16 protein-coding genes are annotated in these 16221 nt (G+C 73.7%); 5 read left to right on the top strand and 11 right to left on the bottom strand.

The genetic code is table 11. The features are described 5' to 3' along the window. Nucleotides 1-131 precede the first annotated feature (131 nt). The 3 genes from ACZ5GT_RS20085 to ACZ5GT_RS20075 form a co-directional block, all read right to left on the bottom strand. Complete coding sequence (locus ACZ5GT_RS20085; RefSeq protein ID WP_469025957.1) at nt 132-1718, bottom strand: alkaline phosphatase D family protein; 1587 nt, start codon at nt 1716-1718, stop codon at nt 132-134. A gap of 185 nt (nt 1719-1903) precedes the next feature. Beyond that, nucleotides 1904-2077, bottom strand: coding sequence for a hypothetical protein (locus ACZ5GT_RS20080; protein WP_469025953.1), 174 nt, complete (start codon nt 2075-2077; stop codon nt 1904-1906). 184 nt (nt 2078-2261) lie between these two features. Then, complete coding sequence (locus ACZ5GT_RS20075) at nt 2262-3092, bottom strand: alpha/beta fold hydrolase (protein ID WP_469025950.1); 831 nt, start codon at nt 3090-3092, stop codon at nt 2262-2264. Between the two features lie 265 nt (nt 3093-3357). Between ACZ5GT_RS20075 and ACZ5GT_RS20070 the strand changes: the two genes are divergently transcribed. Then, nucleotides 3358-4254 (top strand): RNA polymerase sigma-70 factor, encoded by an 897-nt coding sequence (locus tag ACZ5GT_RS20070; protein ID WP_469025946.1) that lies wholly within the window; start codon nt 3358-3360, stop codon nt 4252-4254. A 184-nt stretch (nt 4255-4438) separates the two neighbouring features. Beyond that, nucleotides 4439-5200 carry a GntR family transcriptional regulator gene (locus ACZ5GT_RS20065; protein ID WP_469025941.1) on the top strand — a complete coding sequence of 254 codons (762 nt, stop codon included), beginning with the start codon at nt 4439-4441 and terminating at the stop codon, nt 5198-5200. Between the two features lie 51 nt (nt 5201-5251). Here the strand turns inward: ACZ5GT_RS20065 and ACZ5GT_RS20060 are convergent, their stop codons facing one another. The 3 genes from ACZ5GT_RS20060 to ACZ5GT_RS20050 all read right to left on the bottom strand — a co-directional run bounded on the left by ACZ5GT_RS20060 (nt 5252) and on the right by ACZ5GT_RS20050 (nt 8377). Continuing rightward, nucleotides 5252-6409 carry an ROK family transcriptional regulator gene (locus tag ACZ5GT_RS20060; RefSeq protein ID WP_469025934.1) on the bottom strand — a complete coding sequence of 386 codons (1158 nt, stop codon included), beginning with the start codon at nt 6407-6409 and terminating at the stop codon, nt 5252-5254. 121 nt (nt 6410-6530) lie between these two features. Further along, nucleotides 6531-7193: a response regulator transcription factor gene (locus tag ACZ5GT_RS20055; RefSeq protein WP_469025927.1), complete on the bottom strand. Its 663-nt coding sequence runs from the start codon at nt 7191-7193 to the stop codon at nt 6531-6533. A 14-nt stretch (nt 7194-7207) separates the two neighbouring features. Further along, a complete protein-coding gene (locus ACZ5GT_RS20050; protein WP_469025923.1) occupies nt 7208-8377 on the bottom strand; it encodes a sensor histidine kinase in 1170 nt (389 codons plus the stop codon). 108 nt (nt 8378-8485) lie between these two features. Here ACZ5GT_RS20050 and ACZ5GT_RS20045 point away from each other — a divergent pair, with 108 nt between their 5' ends. The 3 genes from ACZ5GT_RS20045 (at nt 8486) to ACZ5GT_RS20035 (ending at nt 10725) form a co-directional block, all read left to right on the top strand. Then, nucleotides 8486-9418, top strand: a complete 933-nt coding sequence (locus ACZ5GT_RS20045) for an ABC transporter ATP-binding protein (protein ID WP_469025920.1) — start codon at nt 8486-8488, stop codon at nt 9416-9418. A 2-nt stretch (nt 9419-9420) separates the two neighbouring features. Next, nucleotides 9421-10143 carry an ABC transporter permease gene (locus ACZ5GT_RS20040; protein ID WP_469025917.1) on the top strand — a complete coding sequence of 241 codons (723 nt, stop codon included), beginning with the start codon at nt 9421-9423 and terminating at the stop codon, nt 10141-10143. Nucleotides 10144-10281: 138 nt separating this feature from the next. Next, nucleotides 10282-10725 (top strand): hypothetical protein, encoded by a 444-nt coding sequence (locus ACZ5GT_RS20035; protein WP_469025908.1) that lies wholly within the window; start codon nt 10282-10284, stop codon nt 10723-10725. A gap of 39 nt (nt 10726-10764) precedes the next feature. Here ACZ5GT_RS20035 and mug read toward each other — a convergent pair whose 3' ends face one another. The 5 genes from mug to ACZ5GT_RS20010 all read right to left on the bottom strand — a co-directional run bounded on the left by mug (nt 10765) and on the right by ACZ5GT_RS20010 (nt 16037). After that, nucleotides 10765-11265 carry a G/U mismatch-specific DNA glycosylase gene (gene mug / locus ACZ5GT_RS20030; protein ID WP_469026380.1) on the bottom strand — a complete coding sequence of 167 codons (501 nt, stop codon included), beginning with the start codon at nt 11263-11265 and terminating at the stop codon, nt 10765-10767. Nucleotides 11266-11309: 44 nt separating this feature from the next. Continuing rightward, a complete protein-coding gene (purB, locus tag ACZ5GT_RS20025) occupies nt 11310-12752 on the bottom strand; it encodes an adenylosuccinate lyase (protein WP_469025903.1) in 1443 nt (480 codons plus the stop codon). A 99-nt stretch (nt 12753-12851) separates the two neighbouring features. Continuing rightward, a complete protein-coding gene (locus ACZ5GT_RS20020) occupies nt 12852-13634 on the bottom strand; it encodes an SGNH/GDSL hydrolase family protein (RefSeq protein ID WP_469025898.1) in 783 nt (260 codons plus the stop codon). Nucleotides 13635-13692: 58 nt separating this feature from the next. Further along, on the bottom strand, nt 13693-14706 hold the full coding sequence (locus ACZ5GT_RS20015) for a hemolysin family protein (protein WP_469025893.1): 1014 nt from the start codon (nt 14704-14706) through the stop codon (nt 13693-13695). Then, nucleotides 14703-16037, bottom strand: coding sequence for a hemolysin family protein (locus ACZ5GT_RS20010; RefSeq protein WP_469025890.1), 1335 nt, complete (start codon nt 16035-16037; stop codon nt 14703-14705). Before ACZ5GT_RS20010 ends, ACZ5GT_RS20015 begins: the two co-directional genes overlap by 4 nt. Between the last annotated feature and the right edge of the window lie 184 nt (nt 16038-16221).

Raw genomic sequence — 16221 nt, 5'->3', positions numbered from 1 at the left:
CACTGACAATCGGTCCGACCTGCTAGGACGCCCGGCCGGAGGGTGCGTTGCGGGATATGCGGCAGGGCCGCGCACCGGGGGATGACGCCGGTGCGCGGCCTGCCGCAGAGCGTACGGGAGTCACTACGCGATCACTGACCGACCAGGCCCGGCCGCAGCACCTTCGTGAACAGCACGGTGCCGTCCTGCTCGCGCAGCCGCACCGTCATCTCCCCGCTGTCGCCGTCGATGTCGACCTCGCCGAAGAACTGGTAGCCGCCGGCCGGGGAGACGTTCGCCGCGGTCGGCGCCTTCACGAACACCCGCTCCGGGCCGAACGTGCCGTCCAGCGCGTTGGCGGGGAAGGCGCCCGCGTTCAGCGGACCGGAGACGAACTCCCAGAACGGCTCGAAGTCGGTGAACGCCGCCCGGGACGGCTGGTAGTGCTGGGCGGAGGTGTAATGCACGTCCGCCGTCAGCCACACCGTGCCGGTGATCCGCTGGTGCTTGATGTACCGGAGCAGCTCGGCGATCTGCAGCTCCCGCCCGAGCGGCGCGCCCGGGTCGCCCTGCGCGACGGCCTCGATGTTGGCCTTGCCCTCGGTGGTGTCCGGCACGACCAGGCCGAGCGGCATGTCGGCGGCGATCACCTTCCACACCGCGCGCGAGCGCGACAGCTCCCGCTTGAGCCACGCGAGCTGTTCGGCGCCCAGGATGCCCTGCGGGTCCACGGTCTGGTCGTCGGGGGAGTTGGCGTTGCGGTACGTCCGCATGTCCAGCACGAACACGTCCAGCAGCGGCCCCTGCCGCAGCACCCGGTACACGCGTCCCTCCCGGGCGCCCGGCCGCAGCGTGGACAGCGGGAAGTACTCGCTGAACGCGCGACGCGCCCGGGCCGCGAGCACGTCCACGCTCTTCTCCGTGTACCGGGTGTCGGTGGTCGCGATCACCTCGCCGGGGTACCAGTTGTTGCGGACCTCGTGGTCGTCCCACTGGATGATCGACGGGACCTGCGCGTTGAACCGCCTGAGGTTGTCGTCGAGCAGGTTGTAGCGGAAGTTGCCGCGGAACTCCGCCAGGGTCTCGGCGACCTTGGACTTCTCCTCGGTGGTGACGTTCCGCCAGGTGCTGCCGTCGGGCAGGGTGGCCGTCGCCGCGATGGGGCCGTCGGAGTAGACGTTGTCGCCGCTGCAGATGAAGAAGTCGGGGTCGAGCGCGGCCATCGCCCGGTAGATCGTGTAGCCGCCGAAGTCGGGGTTGATGCCCCAGCCCTGCCCGGCGAGGTCGCCCGACCACAGGAAGCGCACGCCGTCCCGGCGGTGTGCCGGCACCGTGCGGAAGGTGCCGGTCACCGGCTCGCCGGTGCGGCGCGGGTCGTCCGGGTCCGCCAGCAGCACGCGGTAGTGGATCTGCTCGCCGGACGGCAGCCCGTGCAGCCGGGTCGTGCCGGTGAAGTCCGTGCCCTCGCCGAGCAGCGGGCCCTGCCACCGGCGCGGGTTGCGGAACGACTCGGTCGCGGAGGTCTCGACGATCATGCGGGCGGGGCGGTCGGAGCGCACCCACACCAGCCCCGAGTCGGAGGTCACGTCGCCCGCCTGCACGCCCCAGCCCGCCCTGGGACGGCCGGACAGGGCGAACGCCGGGGCCGCGCCGAGGGCGGTGGGCAGGGTCAGGGCCGCCGAAGCGGCGAGGGAGCCGCGCAGGACGCTGCGGCGGCCGGGGAACGGACGGTGTGACATGGATGCGCCTCCAGGGACGAGATCCGGCCAGTGTGCGATGCCACAACTACTGGGGCGCCGCGGCGCACACGGAAACCGCGGATGAACAACCGGCCGCGGCGGCGAGGGAACCGGCCCCGGGCGCTCGATCGCGCCGGTCCGCGGGTCCGCTCGCCCGCCCCGTTCCCGCACCGGTCGACTCGCGGTCACCCGCCAGCCGCCGCCCGGACCGTGTGCGGCATCGCGGCGGCCGGGGCCGCGGCGGCGGGCCCGGTCATGGCCGGCACGGCGTGGCCGCGCCGGCCCGACGCCACCGAGACCGGCGCGCTGCTGTGGCAGGCCGCGGTCGTCACCGTCGTCGGGTTCGGGTGCCGGTACATGGGCGTGCGGCGCCTCGGCGCCGAGCGCGCCACGCTGTTCTCCGGGCTGATTCCGGTCGCCGCCGCCTGCACCGGACCGCTGGTCGCGACGGGCTCCTACGGTGCCGTCCGGGCTGCGGGCAGCGCCCTGGCCGGCGCCGGAGTCGCTGGCGGGTCCGGCGCGCTGACCAGGCGGCGGCGGGGCTCAGCGGCTGCCGTCGAGGATGACGCGGGCGACCAGCGCCGGATCGTCGTTCATCGGGCAGTGCCCGCAGCCCGGCAGCCGCACCAGCCGGGCCCGGGGGATGATCTGCTTCGCGCGCACCCCCTGACGGCGCGGCAGCAGCAGGTCCCGGGTGCCCCACGCGACGGTGACCGGGAGTCCCGGCACGTCGTCGGCGAACCGGACGGCGGTGCCCGCCAGGAGGGTGGCGTCGAATCCGGTGGCCCCCGCCAGCGCGAGCGTTTCGGCGACCACGGCCTCGGCCGACCGCCGGGCCGGACGGGCGTAGATGGTGCTGGTGAGCATCGTCCGGCCGGCCGCCGAGCGGGACAGACGCTCGACCAGCGGCAGCGGCAGCCGCTGCGAGATCCGCCGCATCGCGAGCAGCACCGTGAAGGCGTACCGCCGCTCGGCCTCCGACCAGAACCCGGCCGGGGACAGGGCGGTGACGGACCGTACGAGCCGCTCCCGGCCCAGTTCCAGCGCGAGCAGACCGCCGAGCGAGTTGCCCGCCGCGTGCGGCCGGTCCAGTTCCAGTGCCTCGCAGAACGCGGCGAACACGGCCGTCGTCGTGGGCAGGTCGTAGGCGAGCCCGTCCGGCAGGCCCGGCGACGCGCCGAAGCCGGGCAGGTCGACGGCGATCACGTCCCGCTCGGCCGCGAGGATGTCCACCACCGGGTCCCAGGCCTGCCGGTGGTGGCCGATGCCGTGCAGCAGGAGCAGCGGTTCGCCGCTGCCCACGCGCGCGTAGGAGACGGTGACGGGCTGCGGGCCGCGCGGGGAGGGGACCTTCAAGGAGACGGTGGCGGACATGGGGCTGCTCCTCGTGTGGGACTCGCTGTCTGGGCCGTGCTGTCTGAGCCGTGCTGTTGGGCCGTGCTGTCCGGGCCATGCCGTCCGGGGCGTACTGCCCGGGTCGTGTCGGCGGACGTCGTGAGACAGCTTGTCAGCAATTGCTACCGACAGGTAGCCCCCGAGTGGTGATGGCCGGGTGATGGTCCGTCTGCTCCGTGGTCATTCTGCTCACGCCCCGCGATTTCTTCTGGACACGACCGGATGTGTCGCATGGGATGGGACGGTGACGACCGACACCGACACCGACACCGAAGTCTTCGAAGAGCACCGCCCCGTCCTGCTGGGGGTCGCCTACCGCATGCTCGGACGGGTGACCGACGCGGAGGACGTGGTCCAGGAGGCCTGGCTGCGCTGGTCCCGCGCCGACCGGGGCGAGGTGCGCGAGCCCCGCGGCTACCTGGTGCGCGTCACCACCCGCCTCGCCATCGACCGGCTGCGCCAGGTCAAGGCGCGGGGCGAGACGTACGTCGGACCGTGGCTGCCGGAGCCGTACGTCACCGACTTCGGGGACACCGTCCCCGACGCCGCCGAGCGGGCCGTGCTCGCCGACTCCGTCTCGCTGGCCCTCCTGGTCGTCCTGGAGTCCCTGTCGCCGCTGGAGCGTGCGGTGTTCGTCCTCAGGGAGGCCTTCGCCTACCCCTACGCGGAGATCGCGGCCATGCTCGACCGCGGCGAGTCGGCGGTGCGCCAGCTCGCCGGACGGGCCCGCAAGCACGTCGACGAGCGGCGGCCGCGCTACGAGGTCGACGACGCCCAGCGCCGCGAGCTCACCGAACGCTTCCTCGCCGCCGCGGCCGAGGGCGACCTGGCGGGACTCATGTCGCTGCTCGCGCCGGACGTGCGGCTCGTCGGCGACAGCGGCGGCAAGTCCAAGGCGCCGCTGCGTGTGCTGGAGACGGCCGACCATGTGGGCCGCTTCCTCGTCGGCGCGGCGCGCAAGGGCGTCCCCGACCTGTCCTACCGCTTCCTGGAGGTCAACGGCGGCCCCGCCGTCCTGCTGCTGTCCGCGGGCAAGCCCGACAGCGTCTTCCAGATCGACGTCCTCGAAGGACGCGTCCAGGCGGTGTACATCATCCGCAACCCCGACAAGCTGCGGGCGCTGGACGCCGTCGGGCAGTAGCCGGAGCGACATCACGCCGAGAGCCCCCGTTCCCCGACTGGGGCTCTCGGCGTCACCCGTGCGACGCAGGATTGGTCTTGACCAAGGGTGGGGGCCGTCCTATGGTCGCAGACAAGTGCAACAACCTTTAATAAACAAGGGCGCTTAAACGCCGCGGGGGGCCACGGCGGATGCGGAGGACAGGGTGGGGACCACGCAGCTGGAAACGGTGCCGGAACCGAAGTACTGGCACCTGAAGACCGTGCTGACCGAGGCACTGGACTCCGAGTTCTCCGTGGGGGAGATCCTGCCCAACGAGCGCGACCTGGCCGCCCGCTTCGGCGTCGCCCGCGCAACCCTCCGGCAAGCCCTCGAACAGCTCGAACTGGAAGGCCGGCTGCAGCGCCGCCGCGGCGTCGGGACGACCGTCGCGCCGCCGCGCGTGGGCGTGGCCGTCGGCACCGGGCAGCACGCCTGGCCCGGCGCCCCCGGCGACGTCTGGCAGGCCGTCGACTGCGTCCTGGCGGTCCCGCCCGCGGCAGTCGCCGCCGCGCTCGGCACCGCGCCCGACGAGCCCGTGCACACGGTGCGCCGTACGCGCGTCTCGCACGGGCAGTCCGTCGCGGCGGAACTGCTCCACATCCCGGCCGCGTCAGTGCCCGACCTGTCCGCCATAGACGCCCCGTCCGGGCCCGCGCGCGTGCGGGCCGTGCTGCGCGAGCTGCACCGGCTGGAGCTGGAGGGCCGCGACAGCTCGGTGGAGCTCGGCTCCGCCCGCGCGGAGGACGCCAAGGAACTGGACCGGCTGCCGGGGGCGCCCGTCCTCGTCGTCACCACCCGGTACCTCTCCGGCGGCCGCAGCGCGGCGCTGTCCGTCGCCACCTACCGCGCGGACACCTGCCGGCTGACCTTCGGCGACTCGGGCGGTGTGGAGATCCACCAGAGCCCGGAGCGAGAGGCCTCCTGAACACCCCTCAGCCGCGTCGCACCCCACGACCGCCGAGGGGCGCGACGCGGTTCAGCGCCGGGCGGTGACCGTGCCCTCGACCGCGAACAGTTCCTCCTCCACGTGGTCCAGGGCGAGCCGCAGCGCGCCCATCGCCACCGCCGCCTCACCCAGCAGGGACAGGGCGACCTTCGGCGGGCGCAGGCAGTAGCGCGCCAACTCGCCGCGCAGCGGCTCCAGTACGCCGTCCAGGCCGGCCGCCCAGCCGCCGACCACCACGAGTTCGGGGTCGAGGGCCAGCACGAGCGCGGCCACGTCGTGCACGAGCCGCTGGATGAACCGGTCGACGGCCGCGCGGGCCCGCCGGTCGCCCTCGCGGGCCCGCGCGAACACCCCGGCGACCGCCTGCTCGTCCAGCGGGTGCAGCGGCTCGTCCGTCGTGGACAGCAGCGCCTCCGGGGTCGCCTCCCGCCCGAGCAGGTGCAGCGCGCCGATCTCCCCGGCCGCGCCGCCGTACCCGCGGTGCAGCCGGCCGCCGATCAGCGAACCCGCCCCCGGGCTCAGCCCCGCCAGCACGAACACCACGTCGTCGGACTCGGTGGCGGCGCCCTTCCAGTGCTCGGCGACGGCCGCCGCGTTCGCGTCGTTCTCCACCAGCACCGGGCACTTGAAGGAACGGCTCAGCCGCTCGCCCAGCTTCAGTCCCGTCCACCCGGGCAGCGCCGTGCCCAGCCGTACGATGCCGCCGGCCTCGACGATCCCGGGTGTCGCGACGCCCACCGCCCGCAGCGAATCGCGCGGCACCCCGGCCCGGCGCAGCAGCTCGGCGACCGCGGTGCGCAGCCGTTCCAGGCGCTCGTCGGCCGGCGCGGTCTCCTCGACGTCCTTCGCCTGCGCCCCGATCACCCGGCCGTGCAGGTCGGCCAGCAGCGCGGCCACCCGGTGCGGACCGATCTCCAGCCCCAGCAGATGACCCGCCTCGGCCCGGAACCGGTACCTGCGCGCCGGCCGCCCCTGACGCCGGGCCACGCCCTCGTCGGCGGCCTTCTCGACGACGTACCCCGCCTCCACGAGCCCCTCTACGACGCCCTCGACGGTGGGCCGGGACAGTCCGGTCACCCGGGTGATCTCCGTCAGCGTCGCGCAGTCCGCGGCACGCAGCGCGTGCAGCACCACCGCGGAGTTGATCCTCCGCAGCAGCGAGGGATCCCCGCCGGTCAGCCGCCCCAACGTCCGTCCTCCCAGCTCGTGCGCGTGTTGGGCGGATGGTACTCGGCAGGCCGGGCCCCGGCGAGCCGCGCCCCCGCAGGGGACGGCAATCCGAGCGCCGGGCCCGCCCGCACCGGCCGGATCAGCCCGGCGCCACGAACCCCGACTCGTACGCGACGATGACGGCCTGCGTGCGGTCCCGCGCCCCCAGCTTCGCCAGCACGGCGCTCACATGCGACTTCACCGTCTCCGTCCCGACGACCAGCCTGGCCGCGATCTCCGCGTTCGACAGGCCGCGGGTCATCAGCCGCAGCACCTCGGCCTCCCGTTCGGTCAGCCCTGCCCGGTTTAGCACGGCCCGGGCCGCCCGGTTCCCGCCTGCGTCGCCGTGGTCCGCGGCCAGCCGCCGCACCGACGCCGGGAACAGCAGCGACTCGCCCTCGGCGACCAGCCGCACCGCGTGCACGATCTCGGCCGGCCGGGCCCGCTTCAGCAGGAAACCGTCGGCGCCGGCCCGCAGCGCCTCGTAGACGTACTCGTCGTTCTCGAACGTCGTCACCACGAGGATCTTCGGCGGCGCGTCCACGGTCCGCAGCACCGCGCGGGTGGCCTCGATGCCGTCCAGGAGCGGCATCCGCACATCCATGGCGACCACGTCCGGGCGCAGCCGCCGCACCAGCGGGATCACCGCCGCCCCGTCGGCGGCCTCCCCGACCACCTCGATGTCCGGCTGCGCCTCCAGCACGGCCCGCAGACCGGCCCGTACCAGCGGTTCGTCGTCGACGAGGAGAACGGTGACCGGCATCCGGCCAGCGTAGATCAGTCCAGCGGCAGCTCCACGCGCACCTGCCAGTCGCCCTCGTCGGGGCCGGTCCACGCCCGGCCGCCGAGCAGGGCCGCGCGCTCGCGTATGCCGCGCAGCCCGCTGCCGCGGCCGGGTCCCGGCACGTCGGCGGTCAGCGCGTTGCGGACCTCCAGTGCGAGCAGGCCGTCGGTGACGTCGACACGCACCAGCACGGGGACGGCGCCCGCGTGCCGCAGCACATTGGTGAGCGCCTCCTGCAGGATGCGGTAGCCCTCGCGGGAGAGCGGTCCGGGAACCCTCTCCAGCGGACCCGACAGCTCCGCGTCGACCTTCGCGCCCGAGGCACGGGCCGACTCCAGCAGGCGGTCGGCCTCCGCGAGCGTCGGCCGGGCGCTCACCGGCCGTTCGGACTCGCGCAGGACGCCGAGCACGCGTTCCAGGTCCTCCAGGGCGGCCCGGCCCGTCTCCTCGACGGCCGCCAGGGCCCGGCCGGTGAACGCCGGGTCGCCGGACGCGCGCGCGGCACCCGCCTGGACGACGCAGACCGTCAGGGCGTGACCGATGGAGTCGTGCAACTCGCGGGCGATACGCGTGCGTTCCAGCAGTCGCTCGGTGCGCTCCTCCAGGGCCGCGAGCCGTTCGGCGGGGGAGGGGCCCAGCAGACGGCGCGCGACGGCGGTGACCAGGCTTCCGGAGCCGGCCACGATCGCGGCCAGCAGGACCAGCGGCAGCGGCGCCAGCAGCGCGTACCACCAGTGGTGGCCCGGTACGTGCAGGAACGTGGCCTCGTCCGGCCCGCCTCCGCGCGCCGTGCGCACCAGGTCGACGGCGAGCATCGGCAGTTGGACGGTGAGGAAGGCGACGGGGCAGCCCACCAGCAGCCGGGTCTCCAGCCACAGCACGGTCCGCCCGCGGTCCGCCCACGTTGCGGACGGCGCGATGACGATGTCCGCCTGCCCGCCGTCGTGCCGCTGACCGAGCAGCAACAGCCTGGCCTGCAGGCCCTCCACGGTCCGCATCGCGGGGACGGCTCCCGCGCAGGCGAGCAGCGCGGCCGCGGTGAACCAGGCCCCCGGCCGGTCGAAGACGTACCACCACATGGCCGGCCACACGACGGCCATGAACAGATGCAGCCACCGTGTGTACGTCACCGCCCGGCCGAACGGGCGCAGCATGCGGTCCATCACGTCATCGTGGCAGCCCGCACCGACAACCGTCCTCCCCCGCCCGGGGGAGACGGACCCCACCGCAAGGGGAGGCGGGCGGTGCGCTCGGCCCGTCACGCTGCTGCCATGACCAGCATCGACGTGCGGAACCTCACCAAGAAGTACGGCGCCCGGAAAGCCGTGGACGACCTCACCTTCAGCGTCCGTCCCGGCCGGGTCACCGGCTTCCTCGGCCCCAATGGCGCCGGAAAGTCGACCACCATGCGGCTCGTGCTCGGCCTCGACCGGCCCACCTCCGGGACCGCGGCCATCGGCGGCCGCCCCTACCCGGCGCTGCGCGAACCGCTGCGGCACGTCGGCGCCCTCCTCGAGGCGCAGGCCGCGCACGGCTCCCGGACCGGCCGCGACCACCTGCGGGTACTGGCCGCGAGCAACCGCATCCCGCGCCGCCGGGTCGAGGAGGCACTGGAGGAGACCGGCCTCGCGCCGGTCGCGCGGCACCGGGTGCGGACGTACTCCCTGGGCATGCGCCAGCGGCTGGGCATCGCCGCCTCACTGCTCGGCGACCCCGGCGTCGTCATGCTCGACGAGCCGTCCAACGGGCTCGACCCCGAGGGCATCATCTGGATGCGCGAGCTGCTGCGCCGGCTCGCGGCGGAGGGACGCACGGTGCTGGTCTCCAGCCACCTGATGAACGAGACCGCGTCCTTCGCCGACCACCTCGTCGTCCTCGGGCGGGGCCGTCTGCTGGCCGACACCCCGGTCCGTGACCTCATCCGCGCACGCGTGCGGCCCCGGGTGCGGATCCGCACCACCGACGCCGCGGCGCTGAAGGACGTCCTCGCGCGCCACGGTCACGACGCCGTCGAGCACCACGACGGGCTCTGGACCGTGGACCACGCACGCGTGGAGGACATCGGGCGCCTGACGTCCGCCGCGGGTGTCCCGATCCTGGAACTCGCCGCCGAGGAGGCCACCCTGGAGGAGGCCTACCTCGATCTCACCGCGCGCGAAGCCGAGTTCACCACGCGACCGACCGCACACCCCCAGGAGGCCTGACCATGGAATTCACGCCCGTGCTCCGTTCGGAGTGGCTCAAGATCCGCACCCTGCGGTCGCTGGTCGGCACGCTGTGCGCGATCCCGCTCGCCACCGTGGCGTTCTCCGCTCTCGCGGGCGCCGACAGCGACGCGGCGGACACCGACGCGCTCTTCCCGGTGTTCTTCGGCGTCAGCTTCGGCCAGATCGCGGCGATCGCCTTCGGCGCGACGGCGGTGGCCGGCGAGTTCCGGGGCGGCGCCCTGCGCACGACCCTGGCCGCGGTGCCGCGGCGCGGCCGGTGGTTCGCGGCCAAGGCGGTGGCGATCGCCGCACCCGTGCTGGCCGTGGGGCTGGCGACGGGCGGGACGACCCTGACCGTCGGCAGGACGGTGCTCGGCACCCGGGCGGACGGGCTGACCTGGACCGAGGAGGCGCGTGGTGTCGTCGGCTGCGCGGTCTACCTGACGCTGATGGCCCTGCTCGCGGCCGGTCTCACCGCCCTGTTGCGCAGCGGCGTCGCCACGTTGAGCGTCCTGATCCCGTTCCTGCTCGTCGTCTCGTTCGTGGTCGGGGACGTCTCCGGCTCCGCGGCGGACGTCCTGCCGGACAAGGCGGGCCAGGTGGTGCTGCACGAGACGTGGGACGGTGCGCTGGGACCGTGGAGCGGACTGGCGGTGACCGCGCTGTGGGCGTCGGCCGCGCTGCTGACCGGAGGGTGGCGGCTGAACCGCCGGGATGCCTGACCCCGGGCCGTGCTTGACGGCGGCCGCGTGCGACGGTGGCCGCGTGTGACGGTGGCCGCGTGCGACGGCGGCCGCGTGCGACGGTGGCCGCGCTTGACGCCCCGCCAATTGTCAGTGGCGGCGGGTTTACTGGAGGCCATGGACATCGCGCGGTGCCTCGCCACGATCGACGTGCTGTGCGTCCGGGAGTTCCCCGCGGCGCACGGCAGGACCGACGTGGGCAGCGGGGGACCCGGCTACCTCGTGGCCGAGTTACTGACCAGCGACGGTTTCTGGGAGGACGACGGGACGCGGTGGGAGGAGACGCAGACCCAGTACGAAGCCGACAGGGACGGTCTGAGCGAGCGGCTGGCCGGGCGCTGGGGGCAGCCGCACGCCGTCAGCCTGGCGAGCACCTTCCTGCGGTCCCAGGACGGGCAGGACACGGCCGAACCCTGGGCCACGCTGAGCGCCCACGTGCCGGACATACACCTGTGGAAGATACCCGGCACGAGCCGCTGGCTCGCTCTCGGCGTGTCCCAGTGGGACAAGGAGCTGCCGTTCCAGCTGCTCGCGGTGGTCACGGAGACCGATCCACCGTGAGGACGCGAAGACGTGACGTCGTGACGATGTGACGACCGGTCAGGAGGCCTCCGCCGCCGCCCGCAGCCGTGCGAACTCCTGCGCCATCGTCTGCGCCGTCCAGTGCGCGTTCAGCCCGCTCGGATTCGGCAGCACCCACACGCGCGACTCCCCGATCACCCGCTCCTGCGGGCCCACCCGGGCCTTGCGGTCGTCGAAGGCCGCCCGGTACGCGGTGACGCCGACCACCGCCAGCCACCGGGGCTTGTGACGGGCCACCTTCAGCGCCAGCCGCCGCCCGCCCTCGCGGTACTCCTCCGCGTCCAGCTCGTCGGCCCGCGCGGTCGCCCGCTCCGCCACGTTCGTGATGCCGAGCCCGTACGACAGCAACTCCCGCTGCTCCGACGGCTTCAGCAGCCGGGGCGTGAACCCCGACAGGTGCAGCACCGGCCAGAAGCGGTTGCCGGGGCGGGCGAAGTGATGACCCGTGGCCGCCGACATCAGACCGGGGTTGATGCCGCAGAACAGCACCTTGAGGCCGTCCGCGACCACGTCCGGTATGACGCGGTCGCGGGCGGCCTCGAGCTGTGCCGGGGTGAACCGGGTCAGAGGATCGCTCCCGGCGTGTAGCCCGCGGCCTCCGGACGCTGCTTGACGATCTCCTCGACGCGGCCGACGACGACGGCGACCTGGCCGGCGGCGGCGCCGGTGAAGGACAGCTTGTCGGCCATCAGCGCGTCCAGCCGGGCGCGGTCCAGCGGGATGCGCTCGTCGGCGGCGAGTTTGTCGAGCAGTTCGTTGCGCTCGGCGCCCTGCTCCCGCATCGCCAGCGCGGAGGCGACGGCGTGCTCCTTGATGGCCTCGTGCGCGACCTCCCGGCCGACGCCCGCGCGCACCGCGCCCATCAGCACCTTGGTGGTGGCGAGGAACGGCAGGTAGCGGTCCAGCTCACGGGCCACGACGGCGGGGAAGGCGCCGAACTCGTCGAGCACCGTCAGGAACGTCTCCAGCAGGCCGTCGAGGGCGAAGAACGCGTCCGGCAGCGCGACCCGGCGCACCACCGAGCAGGACACGTCACCCTCGTTCCACTGGTCGCCGGCCAGCTCGCCGGTCATCGAGGCGTAGCCCCGCAGGATCACCATGAGGCCGTTGACGCGCTCGCAGGACCGGGTGTTCATCTTGTGCGGCATCGCCGAGGAGCCGACCTGGCCCGGCTTGAAGCCCTCGGTCACCAGCTCGTGCCCGGCCATCAGCCGGATCGTCTTCGCCAGCGACGACGGGGCCGCGGCCAGCTGCACCAGCGCGGTGACGACCTCGTAGTCCAGCGAGCGCGGGTAGACCTGGCCGACCGAGGTGAACGCCTGCGAGAAGCCCAGGTGGCCGGCGATCCGCTGCTCCAGCTCGGCGAGCTTCGCGACATCCCCGCCCAGCAGGTCCAGCATGTCCTGCGCCGTGCCGACCGGGCCCTTGATGCCGCGCAGCGGGTACCGGACCAGCAGCTCCTCCACCCGGCCGTGGGCCACCAGCAGCTCGTCGGCGGCGGTCGCGAAACGCTTGCCGAGGGTGGTGGCCTGCGCGGCGACGTTGTGCGAGCGCCCGGCCATGACCAGCTCGCCGTACTCGCCGGCCAGCTTGCCCAGGCGGGCCAGGACGGCCACCGTGCGGTCGCGCATCAGCTCCAGGGACAGCCGGATCTGGAGCTGCTCGACGTTCTCGGTGAGGTCGCGGGAGGTCATGCCCTTGTGTACGTGCTCGTGCCCGGCGAGGTCGTTGAACTCCTCGATGCGGGCCTTCACGTCGTGCCGCGTGACCTTCTCGCGCTCGGCGATGGAGGCCAGGTCGACGGTGTCCAGGACGCGCTCGTAGTCGGCGATCGCCGCGTCCGGCACCTCGATCCCGAGGTCCTTCTGGGCCCGCAGCACGGCGAGCCAGAGCTGCCGCTCCAGCTTCACCTTCTGCTCGGGGGACCAGAGCGTGGCGAGCTCGGCGGAGGCGTAGCGTCCGGCGAGGACGTTGGGGATGCGGGGCTTGGCGGGAGCGGAAGTCACGTGTCCAGATTCTACTGGCGATTCGTGCAGGCCAGCGCCACCGGGTTGTTCGGCGGAACCTACGAGACGCCCGTCACCCGCCCCCGTAGGGCGCCCCGCCTAGAGGAGCGGACCCTCGTACGGCAGCAGTTCGGGGCGCTTGGGCGCGCGGCCGTCGCCCGAGGAACGGCCGGTGAGGCGGCGGCCGATCCACGGCAGCAGATGACGACGGGCGAACCGGACGTCCGCGATCCGCCGCGCGCCCCAGCCCGGCGGCGGCGTGGCCGGGATCGGGGTGTGCCACTCGGGGTCCTCGGCCTCGTGGCCCAGCGTCTGCCACACCGCCTCCGCGACCCGGCGGTGCCCCTCGGCGGTCAGGTGCAGCCGGTCGACGTCCCACAGCCGGGGGTCGGCGAGCGAGGGCGCGGCGTACAGGTCGACGACCAGCGCGCCGTGCCGCGCCGCCAGCTCGTCGACGCAGACGAACAGCTCCTCCATGCGCGGCCGGAACCGCTCGAGGACCGGCCCCTGCCGCCCCGGGCTGCGCATCAGCACCAGCTGCTTGCAGGACGGGGCCAGCCGCTCCACGGCCTCGGTCAGCAGGCCCCGCACCCGCCCCATGTCGCACTTGGGGCGCAGGGTGTCGTTGAGCCCGCCGACCAGCGTGATCACGTCCGCCTGCATGGCCGCCGCCACCGGGACCTGCTCGTCGACGATCTGCCCGATGAGCTTGCCGCGCACCGCCAGGTTGGCGTACCGGAAGCCGGGTGCGCGGACGGCCATCCGGGCGGCCAGGAGGTCGGCCCAGCCCCGGTAGGAGCCGTCCGGGAGCAGGTCCGACATGCCCTCGGTGAAGGAATCGCCTACGGCGACCAGGCTGGAATAGGTGGGGTTCGTGTGCATGGCGACAGCGATGGTATCCCGGCTCCATACCCGCCGGTCGGTCGGTCCCGGCGGCCGCTCACGCCGGCTGCCCGAACAACTGCCGCAGCACGTCCTCCATGGTCACCAGGCCGGACAGCCGGCCGTCGGCGCCGATCACCGCGGCCAGGTGCGTGCGGCTGCCCCGCATCGCGGTGAGCACGTCGTCCAGCGGCGTGCTCTCCCGTACCCGTGCGATCGGCCGCATGTCGCCCACCTGGAACGACATCTCGCGCGGGGAGGCGTCGAGGGCGTCCTTCACGTGCAGGTAGCCGACGATCCGGCGGGAGTCGTCCACCACCGGGAAGCGCGAGAAGCCCGACTGCGCGGACAGCCGCTCCAGTTCCTCGGGCGTCACGCCCACGCGCGCGTAGACGACGCGTTCCAGTGGGAGCACGACGTCGCGCACCGGGCGGCTGCCCAGCTCCAGCGCGTCGTGCAGCCGCTCCCGGGCCCGCTCGTCGATCAGGCCCGCCTCGCCGGCGTCCTTGACGATCTGGGCCAGTTCGGAGTCCGAGAACGTCGCGGTGACCTCGTTCTTCGCCTCCACCCGCAACAGTTTCAGCAGGGCGTTGGCGAAGGCGTTCACCGTGAAGATCACCGGGCGCAGCGCCCGGGACAGCGCGACCAGGGGCGGGCCGAGCAGCAGCGCGCTGCGCACCGGCTCGGCGAGCGCGATGTTCTTCGGCACCATCTCGCCGAGCAGCATGTGCAGATACGTCGCCGCGGTCAGCGCGATGACGAAGGACACCGCGTGCCCGGCGCTCGCCGGCACGCCCGACGCGTGGAACACCGGCTCCAGCAGGTGCGCGATCGCCGGTTCCGCGACCACGCCCAGCACCAGCGTGCACAGGGTGATGCCGAGCTGGGCGGCGGCCAGCAGCGCCGACACGTGCTGCAGACCCCACAGCACGCTCCGGGCCCGCCGGTCGCCCTCCTCGGCGTACGGTTCGATCTGCGAGCGCCGCACCGAGATCAGCGCGAACTCGGCGCCGACGAAGAAGGCGTTGACGACCAGGGTCGCCAGGCCGATCAGCAGTTGTACGGCGGTCATCGCTGGTCCTCCTGCTCGCGCGCGTCGTCGAGCGGCGCGTGCAGCAGCACCCGCGCGGCCCGGTGCCCGGACGCGTCCACCACGTCCAGGTGCCACCCGGTGACCTCCACGCGGTCACCGACGGCCGGGATGCGGCCCAGCTCCGTCGCCACCAGACCGGCCAGCGTCTCGTACGGTCCGTCGGGCGCCTTCAGGCCGACCCGCGCCAGATGGTCCACGCGGGCCGAGCCGTCGGCCGAGTACACCGCCCGGCCCTCGTCGTCGCTGCCCGCCGGGGCCAGGTCGGGTGTCTCGTGCGGGTCGTGCTCGTCCCGCACCTCGCCGACGACCTCCTCGACGATGTCCTCCAGCGTGGCCACGCCCGCGGTGCCGCCGTACTCGTCGATGACGACGGCCATCGTGCGTCTGCCGGACAGCCGGTCGAGGAGCCGGTCGACGGTGAGCGTCTCCGGCACCAGCAGCGGTTCGCGCATCAGCTCGGAGACGGGCACGCGGGCCCGTCGCTCGGCGGGCACCGCCAGTACGTCCTTGATGTGCGCCGTGCCCACGACCGCGTCGAGGCTGTCGCGGTAGACCGGGAACCGGGACAGGCCCGTCGCCCGGGTCGCGTTCGCCACGTCCTCGCAGGTCGCCTGGGTGTCGAGGGCGACTACCTGTACGCGCGGCGTCATCACGTTCTCCGCGGTGAGGTCGGCGAGGTTCAGGGTGCGTACGAACAGTTCGGCGGTGTCGGCCTCCAGCGCGCCCTCCTTGGCGGAGTGCCGGGCGAGCGCCGCGAGCTCCTGCGGTCCGCGGGCGGCGGCCAGCTCCTCGGTCGGCTCCACGCCCAGCCGGCGCACCACCCGGTTCGCCATGTTGTTCAGGTGGGAGATGAACGGCCGGAAGGCCGCGCTGAACCAGCGCTGCGCGTTGCCGACCCGTTTGGCCACGGCCAGCGGCGAGGAGATCGCCCAGTTCTTGGGCACCAGCTCGCCGACGACCATCAGGAACACCGTCGACAGGGCGGTGCCGAGCACCAGCGCCACGGAGCCGGCCGCCGAGCGCGAGATGCCCAGCGCCTCCAGCGGACCGGCGATCAGCGCGGCGATCGACGGCTCGGCGAGCATGCCGACGACCAGGTTGGTGACGGTGATGCCGAGCTGCGCGCCGGACAGCTGGAACGTGAGGTTCCGTACGGCCTTCAGGGCGCCCGGCGCGCCGCGCTCGCCGCGCTCGACCGCCCGCTCCAGCTCGCCGCGCTCGACCGTGGTGAGCGAGAACTCGGCCGCGACGAAGGCGCCGCAGGCGAGCGAGAGCAGGACCGCCACCAGCAGCAGGAGCACTTCGGTCATCGGGTCACCTCCGTCCCGCGGTCGGACGGGGCGGGGAGGGTCGCTCGGCTCCGGCGACTCCGGTGACTACTGGGGGGCTCGCCCATGGGCGGACGCTCACACCTTTCATGGAGAACGGGTGGTCCGCGGGGGGCGGACCGAAGGGTCCCTCAATGGTAAAGGATGAGCAAAGGGCGTCGGAGGG

It is taken from the genome of Streptomyces sp. NPDC031340 (genome assembly GCF_055569945.1).
Note: the sequence above shows the minus strand (reverse complement) of the source record. Positions and strands in the feature narration are given on the sequence as shown.

Bases quoted from the DNA above. Each gene is read 5' to 3' on its own strand.
- ACZ5GT_RS20085 (WP_469025957.1), bottom strand. From the start codon at position 1,718: ATGTCACACCGTCCGTTCCCCGGCCGCCGCAGCGTCCTGCGCGGCTCC.
- ACZ5GT_RS20080 (WP_469025953.1), bottom strand. From the start codon at position 2,077: ATGTACCGGCACCCGAACCCGACGACGGTGACGACCGCGGCCTGCCAC.
- ACZ5GT_RS20075 (WP_469025950.1), bottom strand. From the start codon at position 3,092: ATGTCCGCCACCGTCTCCTTGAAGGTCCCCTCCCCGCGCGGCCCGCAG.
- ACZ5GT_RS20055 (WP_469025927.1), bottom strand. From the start codon at position 7,193: ATGCCGGTCACCGTTCTCCTCGTCGACGACGAACCGCTGGTACGGGCC.
- ACZ5GT_RS20050 (WP_469025923.1), bottom strand. From the start codon at position 8,377: ATGGACCGCATGCTGCGCCCGTTCGGCCGGGCGGTGACGTACACACGG.
- ACZ5GT_RS20045 (WP_469025920.1), top strand. From the start codon at position 8,486: ATGACCAGCATCGACGTGCGGAACCTCACCAAGAAGTACGGCGCCCGG.
- ACZ5GT_RS20040 (WP_469025917.1), top strand. From the start codon at position 9,421: ATGGAATTCACGCCCGTGCTCCGTTCGGAGTGGCTCAAGATCCGCACC.
- ACZ5GT_RS20035 (WP_469025908.1), top strand. From the start codon at position 10,282: ATGGACATCGCGCGGTGCCTCGCCACGATCGACGTGCTGTGCGTCCGG.
- ACZ5GT_RS20020 (WP_469025898.1), bottom strand. From the start codon at position 13,634: ATGCACACGAACCCCACCTATTCCAGCCTGGTCGCCGTAGGCGATTCC.
- ACZ5GT_RS20015 (WP_469025893.1), bottom strand. From the start codon at position 14,706: ATGACCGCCGTACAACTGCTGATCGGCCTGGCGACCCTGGTCGTCAAC.
- ACZ5GT_RS20010 (WP_469025890.1), bottom strand. From the start codon at position 16,037: ATGACCGAAGTGCTCCTGCTGCTGGTGGCGGTCCTGCTCTCGCTCGCC.